Annotated in this window: 21 protein-coding genes; 9 read left to right on the top strand and 12 right to left on the bottom strand. The window is 67.1% G+C overall.

Annotation, left to right across the window (positions count from 1 at the left end):
• Nucleotides 1-9: 9 nt before the first annotated feature.
• Both PV396_RS43910 and PV396_RS43905 read right to left on the bottom strand, forming a co-directional pair.
• On the bottom strand, nucleotides 10-258 hold the full coding sequence (locus PV396_RS43910) for a tyrosine-type recombinase/integrase (protein ID WP_319213982.1): 249 nt from the start codon (nucleotides 256-258) through the stop codon (nucleotides 10-12).
• Nucleotides 259-295: 37 nt separating this feature from the next.
• Entirely contained in the window at nucleotides 296-856 is a 561-nt protein-coding gene (locus PV396_RS43905; RefSeq protein WP_319213981.1) for an IS3 family transposase, read from the bottom strand.
• A gap of 470 nt (nucleotides 857-1,326) precedes the next feature.
• On the opposite strand from PV396_RS43905, the gene ltrA reads away from it, so the two are divergent.
• Complete coding sequence (ltrA, locus tag PV396_RS43900; protein WP_319213980.1) at nucleotides 1,327-2,580, top strand: group II intron reverse transcriptase/maturase; 1,254 nt, start codon at nucleotides 1,327-1,329, stop codon at nucleotides 2,578-2,580.
• Here ltrA and PV396_RS43895 read toward each other — a convergent pair.
• Genes PV396_RS43895 through PV396_RS43885 form a run of 3 tightly spaced genes read right to left on the bottom strand, consistent with a single transcriptional unit; the run spans nucleotide 2,522 to nucleotide 3,585 of the window.
• On the bottom strand, nucleotides 2,522-3,073 hold the full coding sequence (locus PV396_RS43895; RefSeq protein ID WP_319213979.1) for an IS3 family transposase: 552 nt from the start codon (nucleotides 3,071-3,073) through the stop codon (nucleotides 2,522-2,524). The two genes, ltrA and PV396_RS43895, sit on opposite strands and share 59 nt — an antisense overlap.
• Nucleotides 3,070-3,375 carry a transposase gene (locus PV396_RS43890; protein ID WP_319213978.1) on the bottom strand — a complete coding sequence of 102 codons (306 nt, stop codon included), beginning with the start codon at nucleotides 3,373-3,375 and terminating at the stop codon, nucleotides 3,070-3,072. The genes PV396_RS43895 and PV396_RS43890 overlap by 4 nt, the downstream gene beginning before the upstream one ends.
• Nucleotides 3,376-3,381: 6 nt before the next feature.
• Nucleotides 3,382-3,585, bottom strand: coding sequence for a hypothetical protein (locus PV396_RS43885; RefSeq protein WP_319213977.1), 204 nt, complete (start codon nucleotides 3,583-3,585; stop codon nucleotides 3,382-3,384).
• A gap of 24 nt (nucleotides 3,586-3,609) precedes the next feature.
• On the opposite strand from PV396_RS43885, the gene PV396_RS43880 reads away from it, so the two are divergent.
• Together PV396_RS43880 and PV396_RS43875 are read left to right on the top strand one after the other, a co-directional pair.
• Nucleotides 3,610-3,756, top strand: coding sequence for a hypothetical protein (locus PV396_RS43880; RefSeq protein ID WP_319213976.1), 147 nt, complete (start codon nucleotides 3,610-3,612; stop codon nucleotides 3,754-3,756).
• Between the two features lie 257 nt (nucleotides 3,757-4,013).
• On the top strand, nucleotides 4,014-4,265 hold the full coding sequence (locus PV396_RS43875) for an integrase core domain-containing protein (protein WP_319213975.1): 252 nt from the start codon (nucleotides 4,014-4,016) through the stop codon (nucleotides 4,263-4,265).
• 73 nt (nucleotides 4,266-4,338) lie between these two features.
• On the opposite strand, the gene PV396_RS43870 is transcribed toward PV396_RS43875, so the two are convergent.
• From PV396_RS43870 to PV396_RS43855, 4 genes are all read right to left on the bottom strand, one after another.
• Nucleotides 4,339-4,791, bottom strand: a complete 453-nt coding sequence (locus tag PV396_RS43870; RefSeq protein WP_319213974.1) for a peptidoglycan-binding protein — start codon at nucleotides 4,789-4,791, stop codon at nucleotides 4,339-4,341.
• 214 nt (nucleotides 4,792-5,005) lie between these two features.
• Entirely contained in the window at nucleotides 5,006-5,698 is a 693-nt protein-coding gene (locus PV396_RS43865) for a hypothetical protein (RefSeq protein ID WP_319213973.1), read from the bottom strand.
• A gap of 1 nt (nucleotide 5,699) precedes the next feature.
• A complete protein-coding gene (locus PV396_RS43860; protein ID WP_319213972.1) occupies nucleotides 5,700-8,138 on the bottom strand; it encodes a glycoside hydrolase domain-containing protein in 2,439 nt (812 codons plus the stop codon).
• Between the two features lie 195 nt (nucleotides 8,139-8,333).
• Nucleotides 8,334-8,792, bottom strand: coding sequence for a peptidoglycan-binding domain-containing protein (locus PV396_RS43855; RefSeq protein WP_319213971.1), 459 nt, complete (start codon nucleotides 8,790-8,792; stop codon nucleotides 8,334-8,336).
• A 305-nt stretch (nucleotides 8,793-9,097) separates the two neighbouring features.
• Between PV396_RS43855 and PV396_RS43850 the strand changes: the two genes are divergently transcribed.
• Nucleotides 9,098-9,463 carry a helix-turn-helix domain-containing protein gene (locus PV396_RS43850; protein ID WP_319213970.1) on the top strand — a complete coding sequence of 122 codons (366 nt, stop codon included), beginning with the start codon at nucleotides 9,098-9,100 and terminating at the stop codon, nucleotides 9,461-9,463.
• A gap of 408 nt (nucleotides 9,464-9,871) precedes the next feature.
• Here PV396_RS43850 and PV396_RS43845 read toward each other — a convergent pair whose 3' ends face one another.
• Complete coding sequence (locus PV396_RS43845) at nucleotides 9,872-11,350, bottom strand: helix-turn-helix domain-containing protein (protein ID WP_319213969.1); 1,479 nt, start codon at nucleotides 11,348-11,350, stop codon at nucleotides 9,872-9,874.
• Nucleotides 11,351-11,611: 261 nt separating this feature from the next.
• On the opposite strand from PV396_RS43845, the gene PV396_RS45315 reads away from it, so the two are divergent.
• The 3 genes from PV396_RS45315 to PV396_RS43830 all read left to right on the top strand — a co-directional run bounded on the left by PV396_RS45315 (nucleotide 11,612) and on the right by PV396_RS43830 (nucleotide 13,394).
• Nucleotides 11,612-11,872 carry a hypothetical protein gene (locus PV396_RS45315; RefSeq protein WP_416071586.1) on the top strand — a complete coding sequence of 87 codons (261 nt, stop codon included), beginning with the start codon at nucleotides 11,612-11,614 and terminating at the stop codon, nucleotides 11,870-11,872.
• Nucleotides 11,873-12,171: 299 nt separating this feature from the next.
• Nucleotides 12,172-12,576 (top strand): hypothetical protein, encoded by a 405-nt coding sequence (locus tag PV396_RS43835; RefSeq protein ID WP_319213968.1) that lies wholly within the window; start codon nucleotides 12,172-12,174, stop codon nucleotides 12,574-12,576.
• Nucleotides 12,576-13,394, top strand: a complete 819-nt coding sequence (locus PV396_RS43830) for a hypothetical protein (RefSeq protein ID WP_319213967.1) — start codon at nucleotides 12,576-12,578, stop codon at nucleotides 13,392-13,394. The genes PV396_RS43835 and PV396_RS43830 overlap by 1 nt, the downstream gene beginning before the upstream one ends.
• A 149-nt stretch (nucleotides 13,395-13,543) precedes the next feature.
• Here PV396_RS43830 and PV396_RS43825 read toward each other — a convergent pair whose 3' ends face one another.
• On the bottom strand, nucleotides 13,544-14,779 hold the full coding sequence (locus PV396_RS43825; RefSeq protein ID WP_416071585.1) for an IS701 family transposase: 1,236 nt from the start codon (nucleotides 14,777-14,779) through the stop codon (nucleotides 13,544-13,546).
• Nucleotides 14,780-14,932: 153 nt separating this feature from the next.
• Nucleotides 14,933-15,385: a hypothetical protein gene (locus PV396_RS43820; RefSeq protein WP_319213966.1), complete on the bottom strand. Its 453-nt coding sequence runs from the start codon at nucleotides 15,383-15,385 to the stop codon at nucleotides 14,933-14,935.
• A gap of 32 nt (nucleotides 15,386-15,417) precedes the next feature.
• On the opposite strand from PV396_RS43820, the gene PV396_RS43815 reads away from it, so the two are divergent.
• The gene (locus PV396_RS43815; protein ID WP_319213965.1) at nucleotides 15,418-16,968 is read left to right on the top strand and encodes an ISL3 family transposase; all 1,551 of its coding nucleotides are present in this window, start codon (nucleotides 15,418-15,420) and stop codon (nucleotides 16,966-16,968) included.
• A gap of 84 nt (nucleotides 16,969-17,052) precedes the next feature.
• Nucleotides 17,053-17,454: an SMI1/KNR4 family protein gene (locus PV396_RS43810; RefSeq protein WP_319213964.1), complete on the top strand. Its 402-nt coding sequence runs from the start codon at nucleotides 17,053-17,055 to the stop codon at nucleotides 17,452-17,454.
• The last annotated feature ends 204 nt before the right edge of the window (nucleotides 17,455-17,658 follow it).

The following is a 17,658-nucleotide window of genomic DNA, read 5'->3' as shown; positions in this document are numbered from 1 at the left end:
TCGCGGTGATCATCGGGCCTCCCGACGCCGGGCAGCCGTGGACTCGACGGCGTCACGTTTGTCGCGGTCGGTGGCGTGGAGATACGGCTGCATCGAGGATGGCGACGCGTGACCGAGCAGGTGCTGGGCGACGTCCGGCTGGACTCCGGAACGGATCCAGGACGTGGCCGCGGAGTGCCGCAGCATGTGCGGCCGGGCCGGGAATCCGGCCCGGCGGGCCAGCCGGTCGAACATGTCCTTGGTGTTGGGGTAGGTCATCGGCTGAAGCTTCCCCGTGATCTTGGACACTCGATGCTTACGCCACGAGGGCGTGTTCTTTTTCGAGGCGCTGCCGGGTCTCCAGCGGGGTGAGATAGCCCCAGCGTGGATGACGGCGTAGGCGCTGTCGGTTGTAGAAGGTCTCGACGAAAGCGAAGATGTCCGCTCGTGCGCAGGCCCGGTCGGGCCAGCGGCGGGTTCCGATCTCCTCCTTCAGCAGTGCGAAGAACGACTCGGCGGCGGCGTTGTCGAAGCAGGAGCCGGTGCGGCCCATGCTCTGCCGCAGTCCCAACCGGCCTATCTCACACCGGAGTTCGTCCGAGGTGTATTCACTGCCGCGGTCTGAATGCACAATGCATCCGGACTTCAGCTGCCCGCGTCCGGCGGCCATCGTCAGCGCATCCACGACCAGGCCGGCACGGTGGTGGTCGGCCATCGAGTAACCGACGATCTCGCGGGTGGCGAGGTCCAGCCAGGTCGCCAGATACAACCAGCCCTCGTCGGTGGGGATGTAGGTGATGTCGGTGTGCCACGAACGCAGGAAGAGAGGCTCAGGAAGGTAGGCCCTTCGGAGCCGCCCTGCGGGGGGAGGCTTCAAACCGCCACATGCTGCGTTGGCTGAAGACCGTCGTGGTGAGCGATGTGGAAAAGGCGTCCATGAGGCGTCAGGTGGGGACCAGGAAGGCGAGCGCAAGCGAATCGCTGATGACGTGTCGAAAACGTATTTAGATGGCATCGAAACTGGGGGTGTAGATATGGCTCCAGGACAAGTCTGGCGGACACCCGTCTACTGGCCAGACGGTGCCCGGCATGGAGGCGACGCGAGCCTGGTCTGCTGCTTTCACGTGGAACGTGGGAAGGCGAGTCCCGAGAGTCCTGCCTCATGGGCAGGGAGAGGGAGTGTCCCGAAGCGGCGGAAACCGCGAGGGATCGAGTACCGGTGCGGGACTCGCCGGCGGACCGGCTCGTAGTAGTGATGAAGTCTCTGTAATGGAGATGGAGCGAAGGGGCCGGGTCATCCGTGGCTGTGTTCGTTCGATCAACCGGGTGTGTCCTGGGAGGAGTCGGGTGGGCGAGCTGAAGTCGCCAGGAAAGTCGTTTGAGATCTCGAAGTGGGAAGTATGGGAGGCATGGGAGAAGGTCAGGGCCAATAAGGGGGCACCGGGTGTGGATGGCTGCTCAATCGAGGATTTCGAGAAGGATCTGAAGGGCAACCTCTTCAAGATCTGGAACCGGATGTCATCGGGAAGCTATTTTCCGCCCCCGGTGCGAGCGGTGGAGATTCCGAAGCCGCATGGCGGTGGCACCAGAATTCTCGGTGTTCCCTCGGTCGCGGACAGAATTGCACAGACCGTAGTGGCCGCCCGTCTGGAGCGCGAGGTGGAACCGAAGTTCCATCCGGACTCCTATGGGTATCGGCCCGGGCGGTCGGCGCTGGACGCGGTGGAAAGGTGCCGAGAACGCTGCTGGAAGAAGGACTGGGTCGTCGACCTCGACATCCGGAAGTTCTTCGACAGCGTCCGCTGGGACCTCATCGTCAAGGCTGTGGAAGCGCACACCGACGCCGTTTGGGTGAAGTTGTACGTCCGGCGATGGCTGGAGGCACCGCTTCAACTACCCGATGGCACCTTGCAGATGCGAGACCGAGGGACCCCGCAAGGGTCATCGGTTTCGCCCGTGTTGGCGAATCTGTTCCTGCACTACGCGTTCGACAGTTGGCTGGCTCGGGAGTTTCCGAACGTCCCCTTCGAACGCTACGTGGATGACGCGGTCGTGCATTGCGTCAGCGAGCGCCAGGCCAGAAGACTGGTGGAGGCGATCGGGAACCGGATGGAAGAGGTCGGGCTGCACCTGCATCCCGACAAGACCCGGATCGTCTATTGCAAGGACGCGAACCGGCGGGGCTCGTACGAGCACACGGCGTTCACGTTCCTGGGGTTCACGTTCCGCGCTCGCGCGGCGCGCAGCAAGCACGGGGTGACATTTCCGTGCTTTCTGCCTGCGATCAGCAAGGAGGCCCTAAAGAGGCTCAGTTCCGAATTGCGCGGGTGGCGGATCCACCGGCGCACGGGCCACACCTTCGCCCAGCTCGCACGGATCGTCAACCCGATCGTGCGAGGGTGGATGCAGTACTACGGAGCGTTCTATCACTCCGCGCTGAAACCCCTCCTGCGGCGCATCAACGCCTACCTGGTGCGCTGGATCCGCAGAAAGTACAAACGGCTGGCCGGGTTCAAGAAAGCCAAGGACTGTTTCCAGGGGATCACACAGCGGTACCCGGGAATGTTCGCGCATTGGCGCCTGTGCCGTAATTTCTGGTGATCAGGGTGACAAGAGCCGTGTAACGGGAGACTGTTACGCACGGTTCTGTGGGAGCCGGAGGGTGAAACTCCCTCTGGCTACCCGACCCGACCAGCTTCATCCCCGGTGCACTCGCGGTGAAGTCGCGGCCAAGCAGGTCCGGGGCGGGCACCGCCCTTTTCGCCGGGCGGGTCAGGCTGCGGCGCTTGCGCCGGGTGACGCCGCTAATGCCGCGTTCACGCATGACGCGCTCGATCCGTTTGCGGTTTACGCGGTGTCCGAGCCGGCGCAGCCCGGCATGGATACGCGGCACCCCGTAAACGCCGCGGGAGGCGAGGTGCAGCACAGTGATCTCGTGGGCCAGGGCGTCATCGGCGGCCTTCCTCGCCGAGCGCGTCTTCTCGCCCGCCAGCCACGCGTAGAAGGAGGAGCGGGCCACCTTCAAAAGCCGGCACAACAGAGCAACATGGTGGGTGGTCTTCTCCGCCTCGATGAACGCATATACCTCGCTCATCGATCGCTCTCCTTCGCGAAGAAGACCGCCGCTTTTCGCAGCACTTCGATCGTCTCCGCCTGCTCGGCGGCCAGCCTCCGCAGCCGGCGCAGCTCTTCGCGCTCGGCCGTCGTCAGCTCTCCCGGCGCCCCTTGCCCGCGGTCGATCGTGTCCTGCCTGACCCAATTCCGCAGACCTTCGGCACTGACCCCGATCTGACGGGCCACCTCGGTGACGGTCTTCCCGGAGGAGCGCACGAGCGCGACCGAGTCCCGTTTGAACTCCTCCGTGTACCGCCTGCTGCGGTTGCTCTTGCTTCCCACCTGGCACTACTTCCTCTGGAACCTCATGTCCCAGTCTCCAGGTGTCCACGATCGAGGGGAAGGCTCAGCCTCCGCGTCGATCTCGAACTGGCCCGCGAGGAGATCCGCAAACTCCGCGCCGAACGCGACCAGCTCCAGCGCAACGCGCGCCTCCATCTCGGCCAGCAGCTCGACCAGATCGGTGCCGCCGATCTCACCACCCGGGTCCATGAACTCAACCAGTCGAAAGCCGAGTTGGAAGCACTCCTCGGCGCCAAGACCGCCGAGACCGAGGGCCTCGCACGCCGCGTGACCGAGCTCGAAGACCAGCTCACCGCCGCCCGCACCAGCCTCCGTCTGATGATCAAAAACCAGAGCAAAGGAGTCGCGTCGTCCACATGACTACCCGGCAGCCGTCACCGGCCCTCGGTGCTGGCGGAGTCACGTATCAAACGGTCGCGTATTCCTCGTCTCAGCTTCGACTCCTGGGACTGGCCGTGACCGTGGTCGACGGAACACTCTGAGCTGATTGCCGTTCAGAGGGGCCTGGCCGCTTCGGGCTGTGCACGCGAACTGGGAACCGTCTTCCGATCTTCCACTCGGCCCGCGGCAGCGAATACCAGTCCCGGCGCTTCAGGCGCGCCTGCCGCCGGCTCGGCGTGACCCAGTCCATGGGCCGTGTCGGCTCGTGTTTCGACAATGCCGTCAGCGAGGCGTTCAACAGTGTGCTCAAGGTCGAATACGTCCACCGGCGCACCTTCACCACCCGCACCGAGGCGCGGCTGAAGATCGCCACCTGGATCACCGGCTTCTACAACACCCGTCGGCTACACAGCGTGTGCGGATACCGGAGCCCGATCGACTACGAACGAGACCATCAGGCCGACCCCACCGTGGGGTTGGCCGCTTGAAAGATCTCCACGGCGCGAGGGGATTGACACTGCCTCACCTCCCCCGTAATGAGGTGAGGCAGGCGCGTACAGTTCAGCCGTGGACGTCGGCGAACTTCGCGAACGCGGCCCTGGTGCCGTCCCCGGCGATGCCGTCGATCGGACCCGTGTAGCCGTGGCCCCGCAGCATGCGCTGCAGCGCCTTGATCGTGTTGGTGCCGACGATCCCGTCGATCGAGTCGTTGTAGTCCCACCGCGCCGCCAAGTGGCGCTGCATTGCCTTCCAGCTGTTGGTGCCCAGCAGTCCGTCGATGGAACCGGTGTATTCATAGTTCCACCGCAGCCAAAGCTGGACGTCCTTGGCCTGCCTTTCGGTCAGGCCGAGGTTGTTCGTCGCGAGGGTGCCGAAGGACTCGGCGCTCACCGCCGGCTGGGCCGCCGGTGCGGATGCCGCGAAGCTGGTACCGGCACCCGCGAGGGCCCCGATCACCAACCCGACGACAGCGGTGGCACTGACGATCGACCTCGTCATAACGCTCGGTCGCATGCGTTTTCCCTTCGTTCGTTCGTTCGGTGACGGGAAAGCGCGCCTGCCTCACCTCCCCCGTAATGAGGTGAGGCAGGCGCGTACAGATCAGCCGTGGACGTCGGCGAACTTCGCGAACGCGGCCTTGGCGCCGTCCCCGGCGATGCCGTCGATCGGACCCGTGTAGCCGAAGTGCCGCAGTTTCACCACTCCTCAACCTGAGGTTGGAAAACGCTCAGTTGTTCTGAGCGCGTTCAAGGCGGCGTGCCTTGACGCGCCGGGAGGGGTGGGCAGGGTCTCTGACCGCCCCCGCTCCGCGGGTCCGCTCAACGCCGGGCCGGAGGGAGAGCCGTTCGGCGACGTGGGCGAGGGCCTCCACGTCCGGTCCGGCGGCGATGTGGAAGTGCGACAGCTTCACGGGATCGAGGTCGCCGCCCCAGACGACCGTGCCCTCGCAGTCCAGGAGGATGTCCCGCACGATCCGTTCGTGGTGGGGCCACAGCTCTTCGGAGCCGCCGAGGGGGTAGGCGGCGGGGTGGAGGCAGAGGGCGGTGCCGGAGAGGTAGTTCGACTCGTAGTCCGCGGCGACGGTCCGGTTGGTGGTGTGGCCGCTGATGCCGCCGCCCTGGCCGGTGTCGAGTGGTGCGATCTCGTAGTGCCAGCGGCGGGCGACGTGCAGGAGCACAGTTGCCACCGCACCGTCACGCAAGTCCACGGAGGCTGTCGAGCCCTCCATCAGGTGGGTGCTGACGGCGTCGGGGGCGATGGGCCAGCCGTTCACGGATCTGTCCCGGGTCCATGCGTCGCTCCTCCCGTTCGATACGGCGCCCGGGGCGGCGGCCGCCGGGCCGGCGTGGGCGATCCAGGCGGCCACGGCGGTAGCGGCCCCGGCGGCGAGGACGCCCCGGCGCGTGATGGTGCGGCTCACGTTATTCCCCTTCCACACGTCGGGTGATGACGGTGTGCAGTCCATCGACGAACGAGGCGAGCTGGTCCGAGGGAATCTTGTCCGGCCACTGCTCCTTGTCGTCAGGCAGGAAGCCCCCCTTGCCCTGGTCGAACGCGGACCAGGGTTCATTATCCAGCAGGATATTCCGCACGGTTATTTCGAACCTGCCGGAACTGCCGCCGAACCGGTTCTCGTAGAAGTGGGTGAACCGCTTCGCCGAGCGGTTCGGTCCATCCCAGAAGTGATACGTGAACAGGGCGTCGGACAGCAGCCTGTCGTCCCCGTTGCCGCCGGACCCGCCGTCCAAGCCGTGCAGATACTGGGAGATGTTGTAGGCATCGACATCGGCGATGAGGTCGTCACTGCTGAACCAGGATTCCACTGTGGCGGATCCGACGACCTGGATGCAGAAATCCCTCCCGGACATCGAGCGGTGGTTCTCACGCCACTGCGTATAGGCGTTGAGAATGTCCCCTGCCCATCCGCAGCCTTCTCCCACGGTTACGTCGTTGTTGCCGCTGCCGGGGTACGTGTAGTGGCCCTCGGCGGCGGCGCCGAAGTGCGCGAGGGTGATGTGGTGGTTCGCCCGCGGATCATCGTATTTGACCATGTCGCCTGGCTCGATGCCCGCGGCCGCGCAGGCATCCAGGACCTCCTTCCAGATGGCGCCGAGGATGGCCGACCATTTCGGGTGGTGGTAAATGGGTTCGGCCCAGCGCAGGAAGGCGAGAGTGTTGTCGATCACCGCGTGCCGGGGAGGTCCGTCGCCCATGGCGGAGATGGCGCCCTCGATGCGCTTCACGTGGTCGATGTAGTTCCGCAGGCCCTGGTCGCCAGTGCCCGTGGCGTCGAGGCGCCACGCGCCTTCGTCGCTATTCTTCCGATGGATGTTGTGGTCGAGGCCGTAGCCGGCCTGGAACTCGTACTCGCGGATCTGGTTGAACGACCAGTTGTGCGGCATCGGGTAGCCGAGGTTCCCGGAGTAGCCCCAGGACATGCCCGAGACGAACGACCAGCGGGCGCCGGCCTCGCGGGAGACCCGTTCGCATACGTTGCGGGTGCCGTACACGCCGAAGATGTAGCGGGCGCCGCTCTGCTCCAAGGCTGTGCGGACACCGTGGAAGTAGGGCACGACGTTCGAGGTGATGTGGTGGTCCTGAGCGTCGTAGTCCACGGCGAAGTAGATGCAGGATCCGTGCGGGATGCCGTGTTCCCTGGCCTTGGCGTCGGCCTTGAGACCCTGGTCGTACCCCTTCGCGTAGGTGAAGTTGGCCAACTCGGTGCCGTTGTACTGGAACAGCGGGACAAGGCCGAGACCGCCGTCGATGATGCCCTGTGCCTCGCCGGGCTTGAGCGCCTTGCCGAGGTAGTGCTCGTCGCCGGGGTCGAGGTGCTCGTCCAAGTACCGGCCTATGAGCCTGTAGGAGTTGCTCGGGTTGTTCTTGAGGGCCTGGGCGCGTTCCTTGCTCGTGTACGCGGCGGTGTCACAGCCTTCGGCGGCGCGGCTGGTGTCGCCGCTGGAGACGAGCAACTGGGCCCAGGTCTGGAAGTTGTAGTTGGCGCCGCCGGTGGGGAGCTGGGAGAACGTCTGGAAGGTGCGCACCCAGGGCTCGGTGGCCTCCCAGAGATCTTCGTCGAGCACGTTCTCGGGGTGGAAGTGGACGGCGCTGCCGTTGCTGTCCCAGGTGGGCGAGTTGAACCAGCAGGCGGCGCGGAACAGCACCCTCAGGTCGTAGTGCAGGTCACTGCCGGTGCCCACGGTCTTCAGGGCCTGCTGCGTACCCTCGCCGAAGTAGCCGTTGATGGTGGCCTTGTCCAGGCCGAGTTCGTACTGGACGGCCAGCATCAACCCCTGCTGCACATCGCGCGAGTAGACGCCGTCGGTCGGCACCAGGTTCATGGCGGGAATGCGGACAAGCTGGACGTAGCGCTGGTTGAGGCGCTGCTGGATGCGCTTGGTGGTGCCGTTACCGCCGGGCACGGTACGGAACTGGTCCATGCGCAGCAGCGAACGGGTGACGCGGGCCCACAGGTCTGCGTCGAGGGGCTCGCGAAAGTCGAGACCGATGTCGTTGTAGAGCTCAGCGAGGGAGGTCGCGGCCCTCAAGTCCCATATGGCGGGATGCGCCGGGCCGTAGTAGCCCTTGCACCACAAGGCGGCGCTGTAGATGCGGACGATGTTCTGGTTGGTCTCCTGGTCGGGGAACAGGTAGCGCTGCCTCACCGCCGCAAGAGTGCCCGGCCCGAAGATCTTGACGGTCGGGGAAATCCCCAGTTCATGCTGGAGTGCCTGGGTGAGGCAGTCCACCGTCGCCCAGCCCGTACTGCCGTCTGTCGGGCACGGTACGTACCCGGGTGCGTTCGCGTAGGTCGCGTTGACCCACTTCTGAGCAGCCAGGACATTCGGGTCTTCCGCCATGTACATCCTCCACGGTTCAGGTTCGTCTGCCCGACGCGCGGTGCGCCGAGGCGGGTCGGGGGAGCCGCCGGGTGGCCGGTGCGCCGGAGCGGGAATCGATGGGGCCCCCGTTCCATGGCCGCGCTGAAGAGGCTCACTCTCGCTCCGGTCCGCTCCGTCGGTGCGGATCGTCGCTCCGCTCGGAGCGCCAGCTCGTCAGAGCCGGCTGCACTCGTCGGAGCCCATGGCGGTGACCGGCTTGTAGTACCACGCGAGCGCGTTGCGCGTCTGCGGGCCGTAGCCGCCGTCCACCGAGATGCGCTCCCTGGCCTGGGCTCGCTTGAGCGCGTCACGTGTCCGCGGCCCGAAGTCCCCGTCCACGTCCAGCGATTCGCGGTAGCACTTGTTGAGGGTCAGTTGCAGCGCCCTGACACCAGCGCCGGAGGACCCCTCCTGCATCGAGCAGTTGAGACTCAGATAGGTGCCGTCGCTCCAGGCGGGGATGCGTGCCTCCCCGCGCCACTCGATGAAGCTCTTGGCGCTGGTATAGGTCGCGTTGCAGCCGCTCGCGGCCGCGGCTGGCCCGGCGGCGCCGACCACGGCGGCGCCGGACAGCAGGGTCACTCCTACGGCGAGAGCCGTCGCTCTGGTGCGGAGGGTGCGGTTGATCTCCATGAAGTCTCGTCCTGTCGTGTCACGTCGCGTGGAGGCGGCGGCAGTTGATAGACGGCATACGGTGGCGGACCCGAAGCAGCGCGCCCTGGCGCGATATGCCGGAACGCTAACTTTCCCAACTGAGTTGGTGTCAGTGGCGGTGTGGGAGAGATCCTCATACGGGAATGAGGCGTGAGGAACCTGAAAGGTTCGAGGCTGACTTGTGTCCTGCGCCAGCAGTTGATCGTTAGTAGTTGTGGGACTTCTGCTGCTTGTGCGTCAGTTCTTCGTCGGGGCCCGAAACTGGAACCGTTTGCAGCTGTCTGATGACGAGCGGGCGGTGTAGGGAGCTGTGGACGTGGCGGGCGTCGTCGGCCCAGGCACTGGCCCTGCGCGCGCGGATCATGCTGGCGTGTGCGGGGCCGGAGGTACCACCGATTGTCGCGGTCACCCGCGAGTTGCGGGTGGCCGCGGACACGGTCCGCAAGTGGCGGCGCCGGTTCCTGGCGGGGCGGCTCGACGGCTTGGTCGACGAGCCCCGGCCGGGCCGGCCACCCACTATCAGCGTTGATCAGGTGGAAGCGGTCGTGGTCACGACGCTGGAGGAGATTCCGAAGAACGCCACCCACTGGTCGCGGACCTCGCCCGCTTCTGCCGACGGATCTCTGGCGCAGGACACTAGAACCCGCTAGGACCGACAGGGATGGACCTGCGGGACCGCTCGCCGATGCTGGCGCCGCCCTTCGGGGTGACGGAGCAACGGACAGACCTGCGCGTACCGATGCTCGGGCGGAGAGTGAATGTGCCCGGGGCACAGGCGGGGGCCTCGGTGTCCGCCTCGGGGTCCATGAGCGAGATCATGTGTGCGGTCCTTTCGACGTCGAAGCGGGTTCGGGCACTGCTGAACGTAGCTAGCGGCAGATCAGCCGGGCTGCCTCTCCCCCGGGCAGAGGGGACGACGAGAGGCCGCGGAGCGCACATTTCGTTGTTGTCGTCTGCAGATCGCCCCAGGCGCAGTCGCAGCCGGGTGAAGCAGACTGTAGGGAGTGCTGTGGATGGCGGGCAATGCGCACGGTGCGCAGTTGCGGGGTTGCGGCTGTTCACGGTGCACGGTCGGCGATGCGGAACGCGTGGATGAGTTCGTGGGTGCCGGGTCCTGGGCTCTGGAGGCTGCGTTTCAGGAGCTGTTCGGCGGTGCGCAGGTGGGCGCGGACGGTGGTGCGGCTGATGCCGAGGTTGTGGGCCGTTCGCTGGGCATCGGTGCCGGCTTCGATCCAGGCTCGCAGGGTCTGGTGCACGGTGCGGTGGGTGCCGGGCTGCAGGGGTTGGAGGAAGGCGTGGGCCCAGGTGAGGGCCGCTTCGGTGGACAGCAGACTGTCCGCCGAAGGCGTCCGCACATGCTCGGCTGCGGCGTTGCCGTCGGGTACCAGGAGGTCGTTGATCGCCAGGGCCAGGGCGAGTTCGGCGCGGCTGTGGGGGTCCTGCAGGTCGAGGTAGAGGGCGTCTTGGACACGCGTCAGGTGGGCGGTGACGGTGTTGCGGCTGATGTCGAGCAGCCGCGCCACGCCGGAGCGGGGGAAGTTCAGGGCAAGGCTGGTGATGTCGAGGGTGAGCCGGGGAGCGTCCCTGATCGGCTCCAGGAAGGCATGGGCCCAGGCGAGGGCTTGCCGTCGGGGGAGCAGCCCGGCCAGCGGTGGCCGGCCGTGGTAGTCGGCGACCCGTTCGAATGTGTGGCAGGCGATGGCCAGGGCATGGCGGGCTTGATCGTAGGCCCGCGCAGTGGCCTGCAGGGGCACGGGGGCGCTGATGCCCAGTGCGTAGTTTGGGTTGTCTCGTACCAGCGCCCGCAAGGGCGCGGCCAGGCCGCCGTCCACGCTGTCGCCGTCGTGGTCCACGGGCAGGAGACAGATGAGGTGATGGTCGTAGACGGGGCAGCGCACCATCAAGCCGCGGCCGTGATAGCCGGACGCATCCTGGTAGGCGTCGATGAGCCTGCCGCGGTCTGAGGGCGGGCAGCGCAGCAGGTGGATGCGCAGACGTTCAGCGTCCAGCAGCGGCGGAACGGCACCGGCCGTCATCCGGCGGGCCAGCGTCACTTCTCCAGCCATGAGGGCCGTGAAGACCGCCAGGCGCAGCCGCGTTGCCGCCTGCTGATAACGCAGTGCGAGGTCGTCGGCCTGCTGGGCTTGTCGCAACACCTCGACCACGGCGCCGACATGGGAAGCCAGCGTCAGCGACTCCCGCGTCAGCGGTGACGGGCTGCCCACCACCAGCACCGGACGCGGCACGGGCCGTCCCAGCGCTTCGCACCGCACATGGAACCCGCCCACCTGCGAGGCCGCAGCGGCCAGCTGTCCCCTTGACAACTGCGTCAGCACCGGCTGGAGACTGGCCAGGATGTCCGGCGTAAGCCGGGCCGTGGACACCTCCACCTTGCCCGCGCGGTCGACCAGGGCGATCTCCGCGTCGAGCTGCCGCCCCAACCAGTCAATCAGCGTCTGCGGATCAAGGTCAGCACCCTGGCAGACACGAGGCCTCAGTTGGTGCAGCAATTCATCGAGTACCTGAGGTGTTGGCACGGCTCTCCTTCACCAGCTCGTCGGCCGCCTTGCGCGAGTCAGCCAGCGCGCACGCCCGGATCCTGAAGTACCGGCGGATCCCCGCGCGGTGCTTCTTGAGCGCCTGGCCGGCCTGCTCGGGCAGCGCCCGTTCCTACGGTGGAACCTTCACTATCAGGACGCCGATGGCCTCACCCGCGGGTGGCCAGGTCGGTCCGTCCCGAGGCTCCCACCGAAGCCCGTCCTGGCCACTCCGGCTCGCCTACACCGAGGCGTTAGGCGTTGGAAGACGAACGCGCGGTCACCGCTGCTGCGTTCTGGCACCGGGCCGTCGCGTTCTTCGCCGCCCACGGCATCACGCCGATCCGCCGCGTCCTCACCGACAACGGCGCCTGCTACCGCTCCCGGACCTGGGCCGCCGCGCTGGCCGCGACCGGCCCGAAGCACAAGCGCACCCGGCCTTCACGCCGCGGACGAACGGGAACGTCGAAAGCACGGCACACCCGCCCACGCGTGTGCCTACACCCGCGGCTACACGTCTGAGCGCGAACGCCGCGCCGCGCTCGCCGACTTCCTCGACTACTACAGGCACGAGCGCCCTGACGCCGCGCTCGGAGGCCGACCGCCGATCAGCCGGACCTCGGGGGAGCGACAACCGCGTCGTGTTCGACGAACCGCCAAAGCTGCTCGACACCGTCCCGCAGCACCTCACGCTCGAGGACGCCGTGGCACCAACCTCATGCGACAGGACAACTAGAGCGCACTGATCTCCTGGAACTGGCTGCCCCTGCGCTCCGACGCACGCAGGGGCAGCCTTCCGTTCCCGTCTCTCTCAACGGAACGTGCCCAACGTCCCTCACCCCCTCAAATGCCATGGCCTGCGCAAACGCTCGGCAGCTCTAGATAAGCGCGGCACCCTCCTCATCCACGCCGGATCCGAGGTCGACATCCCGGCCCTGGCCCTGCCCGCCGTACGTCAGACGCTGGCCGACGACCACCAGCTGGTGCGCGGTGCGGTCGTCGCCGTCGCCGACCTCGCCGACATCCACGCCGACGACGGTGGGTGCACGCCCTGGTCCCAACAGGGCTGCTTCCACTGGGAGCTGGCCCGGGTGCAGCGGCTGACCACGCCCATCCCGGCCCGCGGCTCCCAGCGCCTGTGGAAGCCCACGCCGGAGCTGCTGCGCGAGATCGCCGACGCCAACCCGCACCTGTCCGGGCGGCTCGCCGCCGCGAAGGCGGCGTGATGGGCGGCAAGTTCACCGACTGGGCTGAAGCCCTCGGCACCTCGGCTCTCACCCTGGAGCCGGAATCGGAAGACACCGCCGGCCACGACGCTGCCGTGTCCCGCCTCGTTGCGCGCAACGCCCGCGACAAGGAGGACCTCGCCGAGCTCCTGGACGCCATCGGGCTGCCGGTCACCGAAGACGACCTGGTGCCGCTGCTGCCGCTGCTTTCCTCCTCCACCGACCGCCCCGCCACGGGAGATCCCATGACCACCTCCACCCCGACCAGCAACGCGTTCTTCGCCGTGGCGGTCTCGATGCTCAAAGAAGGCACCGACATCGCGACCGTCCTTCAGACCGTCGACCTGTCCGAGGCCGAACTCGCCGAAGCCCTCGCCCTCGCCGGACGGCCCGCCCCGGACGACACCCAGCCCGTCTCCAGCGACACCACGCCGCCCGGCACTGACGAGGACGCACCGGGAGCCGGGCAGGAGGAAGACGCCCAACCGGCCGACGTCCCGGCGCCCACCGAGCCGGAAGCCGCCGACAGCACCGATGTGGCCCCGGGCTGCGACCGGACCGAGGAACTGCTGGCCTGGGGTGAACAGCACGCCCGCAGCCAGCAGCTCGCCGCCCAGGCCCGCGCCGCGCTCGCCGAACTCGCCCGACGCCGCGGCAACGCCGCCGTCATTGAGCAGGCCAAGGCCAAGGTCGCGGCGCTGGAGAACGAACTCGCCCGCGCCCGTGAGGAACTCCAGCAGGCCGTGGGCGGCGAGGACCAGACGGCCGCCGCTCCCGCCGCTCCCGCCCTAGTACTCCAGCAGTACTTCGTGGCTTGACCTGGGGAAACGTCGGGCGGTGGGAGTGTAGCGGGCAGTTGGCCGTCACGGGCGGCTTCTGCCCGCCCACCCCTCGAAGGAGTGCCCCCGACGGCGGTAGTGGCAGCGGCGGGCCACCGCTTGGCGTCGTCAGCGCCAGTGCGACCAGCTCAACGCATGGGTGTGGGTGCGAAGGTCTCGGGGTGCGTGAGCTGCCAGGAGTCGCCGCACTTCCGCCACGGTGAGCTCGATGACCACGGCATCCTCACCGGTGGATCCCCTTTTTCGGCTGCTCGTGCGCTCATCGCCGCGAGGAAAGTGTGGGCGAGCATGGCCAGGGTGATGTGCCGGTACCAGCCGACGTAACGGCGGACTTCGTACTCGTCCAGGCCGCACTCGTTCTTCGCGGCCTGGAAACACTCCTCGATCGCCCACCGGGCACCTGCAACGCGCACCAGTTCGTCCACTGCGACATCCAGCGGTGCGTATGCGAGGTAGTAGGCGATCTCGTCCGGCCGGCTCAGGCTGCGCCGTGCCAGCGCCCACCGCCGACGGATCAACACGCCGTCCTGGTGGTCGTACTCGGCCACTGGGCGCAACCGGACGGCCGCCCAGTCGTACTCGCGCTGCCCCTTCGCGCCCGCGCCGCAGGAACGGCGTTCCCATGCCTGGTCGGGGGCCTGCTCGAAGGCCCTGTCGATGCGTGGACCGGCCAGGGAGAACTGGGACTTGGGGACGGCCAGGACATAGCCGAGGCCGGATGTCTCCAGCATCCGGCGGAAGCGGTTGTCCTGTCCGTAAGCGGCGTCCGCCGTGACCCACGCGATCGGCAGTGGCGAGGCCAGAGCTCTGCGGACGATCGTCGCCGCGAGGGTGTTCTTGGTGGCGAACTCCCGCTGATCGGGGACCTTGGCCGCGCGGCAGCGGTCGCGGTCGTCGGTCCAGGACTTCGGCAAGTACAGCTCCCGGTCCACCAGGGCGCGGCCGGCGGAACTGGCATAGGCGGCGAAGACGCCGATCTGGCAGTTCTCGGTGCGGCCGGCGGTGCCGGAGTACTGCCTTTGGACGCCGGCGGAGGTGATGCCCTTCTTCAGGAACCCAGTGTCGTCGATGATCAGTACCCCGTCGGGGCGGCCGAGGTGTTCGGCGACGAAGGTCTGCAGGTCGTCGCGGATGTCGTCGGGGTTCCAGCGTGCGCGGGAGAGCAGGTGCTGCAGACCGTCCGGGGTGGCGTGGCCGGCGTGCTCGGCCAGTTGCCAGCTGTTTTTTCGGGCTACCGGGGCGAGCAGTGCGCGCACGTAGTCCCGCATGCGGCGGCGGGGTTCGACGCGGCCGAAGCGGTGTCCGATGGTGGTGAAGAGGTCGTCCAGGTCACGGTCCCAGGTCTCTGCCTGTTCGGTGGTCACACTCGGGGGCTTCCCCGCACGGATGTGCTACCGCCGTCGGGGGCACTCCTTCGAGGGGTGGGCGGGCAGAAGCCGCCCGTGACGGCCAACTGCCCGCTACACTCCCACCGCCCGACGTTTCCCCAGGTCAAGCCACGAAGTACTGCTGGAGTACTAGTCCTGCTGCTGGTCGTGGTCACAATGTTCGTCGGTACCGCCGTTGCGGCCGTGCTCCACCATGGCCGGCAGGAACGGGGACCGCAGCCCCTCGTGCCGCGCGGTCTGCCACTCGGTGACCACCCACTCGTGCCACAGGTCCTGCAACTCGTTCAGCGACAGCAGGGGTTCGTGCTCGACGTTCTTGCCGCGCCGATCCAGCCGGTTGCCGGTGTAACCGGCGACGAACTGGGAGAAGCCGCTCTTGATGGAGTGGTTGGACCGCTCGATGATTGCTTTGTCTTCGGCAGTGCGTTCCCGGGCCGGTTCCACCTCGATGCCCAGCGTCTCGCAGGCATCCTTGAACTGCCCGGCCTTAAATATCTTGGCGTTGTCGACCACCACGGTCTTCTGGCTGCGTAGCTCGCAACGGGGATCAGGCACACATTCCGTGAGGGCGATCAACGGCATTTTGTCACGGTGACGTCTCGTCATCTGGGACCGTGGTGCGGTGTGATGACCTCATAGCGGTGCTGTTTCCGCACTTCAGCGCGGTGCTGGTGGAGCGGGTGTTCCTTGAGTGCGGGACGGTACGGGTCTCGGCCAGGACGCGGAGCCGTAGTGTGCGGTGCCCGGACTGCTCGGTTCGGTCGAGCCGGGTGCACAGCACTTACGAGCGCCGGCTGGCCGACACTCCGATCGGCGGTCAGCCGGTGCTGGTCGAGTTGACCGTGCGCCGGCTGTACTGCGAGAACACTGGCTGCCTGCGGCGCACGTTCGTCGAACAGGTCGAGGGGCTGACCGTCCGGTACGGCAGACGGACACCCGCGTCACGTCGGATTCTGGAAGCGGTAGCCGTCGCTCTCGCAGGCCGAGCGGGCAGCCGATTCGCCTTGGTACTGGGCAGCGTGGTCAGCAGGACGACCCTGCTACGGCTGGTGATGGCCCTGCCTGACCCGCACTGGCCGGAGCCGAGAGTGCTGGGCGTCGATGACTTCGCGAGCCGGCGCGGACAGCATTACGGCACCGTGATCATCGACTGCGTGACCGGCCAGCCGCTTGACCTGTTGCCGGGGCGGGACGCGAAGACGCTGGCGAACTGGCTGCGCAAGCATCCCGGTGTGGAGATCATCTGCCGAGACCGAGGCGGCTCATACGCCGACGGCGCCCGCACCGGCGCACCACAAGCAGTCCAGGTCGCAGACCGATTCCATATCTGGCAGAACCTCGGCACCGCGGTCGAAACCAGCGTCCGCCGGCACAACGCCTGTCTCAAACCGTCCGCCGGACCGGACAGCACCGCGAGTATCGCCACCGCCGACCCGGCAGGCGTGGCCAAGGAGATGTCACCGATCGAAGCCCGAATCCGCGAACGCCACACCGTCATCCACGCCCTCCTCGCCCAGGGGCACGGCATCCGTGAGCTCGCCCGGGAACTGCACATCGGTGGAAACACCGTCCGCCGAACCGCCCGCGCCGAAACCCCGGAACAACTGCTGACCGGGCGACGTCAACCACGGCCCAGCCAGCTCGACCCCTACAAAGCACACCTGGACAAACGCTGGTCAGAGGGCTGCACGAACGCCATCGATCTGCACGCCGAACTCCAAGGACTCGGCTACCGAGGCCACTACCAGACCATCAGCGACTACCTGCGGCCCCGCCGCCGGCAGCGCATCCGTGTCGTCGGCCCGGCACCACCGGGCGTTCGCCAGATCACCGGCTGGATGATGCGTCACCCCGGCCGACTCCGGGACGAAGACCGCCAACAGCTCGCCGAAGTCCTCGCTCGCAGCCCCGAACTCGAGGCTGCGAGCCGACTCGTCCGTGGGTTCGCCGAGATTCTCACCACCCGCTCCGGCCAGCACCTCAAGGACTGGATCGCTGCCGTCCGTGCCGAAGACCTACCTGGACTGCACAGCTTCGCCACCGGCCTGGAGAAGGACTGGGACGCCGTCATCCAGGGCCTGACCAGCCACTGGAACTCCGGGCCCGTCGAAGGCCGCGTCAACCACATCAAGATGGTCAAGCGCCAAATGTTCGGACGAGCCTAGCTCCCGCTACTGCGCAAGCGCGTCCTGCTCACCGCGAGGCAGCCGGGCGTCCCGAGTGCGAGCTGCGCTTGATAGAACGACGTCATGAGTTCGAACGACGACCAGATAGCGCAGGCCGAGAGCCAGCTCGGAGTCCGGTTCCCCGACGACTACCGGACCTTCTTGGCCACGGAAGGGAGCATGAGTCGATTCGTTCTTCCTGCGGACGACTTCCTGATGATCAATGCCATGGAGGAGCTCGTCGACGTCAACGAGGCAGGCGAGATCCAAGAACGCTTCCCCGGCGGAGTCGTCATCGGTGGGGACGGTGGCCGCGAGATGCTCACCTACGACTTTCGACAGGAGCCGCCGGCTCTCGTCCTGCTCGACAACTCCGCCCAGGACTGGTCGGCCGCCATCCATCAGGCAACCTCGCTGACCGCCCTACTCGAGCAATTTCCCGAGCACGGGTGGAAATGGGACGACGCTGAGCCCTCAACGCACTGACAGTCGCCCTCACGGAATGTGTGCCTGATCCCGCAACGGATGTCGTTTGTCGTCGAGTTCGGATGTCAGTGGAGGGTCCGAGTGCTTCTGAATGTCGGTGAGTTTCGGGGTCTGGCACAGATCTTGGGGAGCGGTCGCAGAGGGTGACGATGTCGTTCGATTGAAAGGGTCGTCATGATCCCGGCTGCCGGGCTCAAACGGTCA

Source organism: Streptomyces sp. ME02-8801-2C (assembly GCF_033793965.1).
GTDB lineage: Bacteria > Actinomycetota > Actinomycetes > Streptomycetales > Streptomycetaceae > Streptomyces.
Note: the sequence above shows the minus strand (reverse complement) of the source record. Positions and strands in the feature narration are given on the sequence as shown.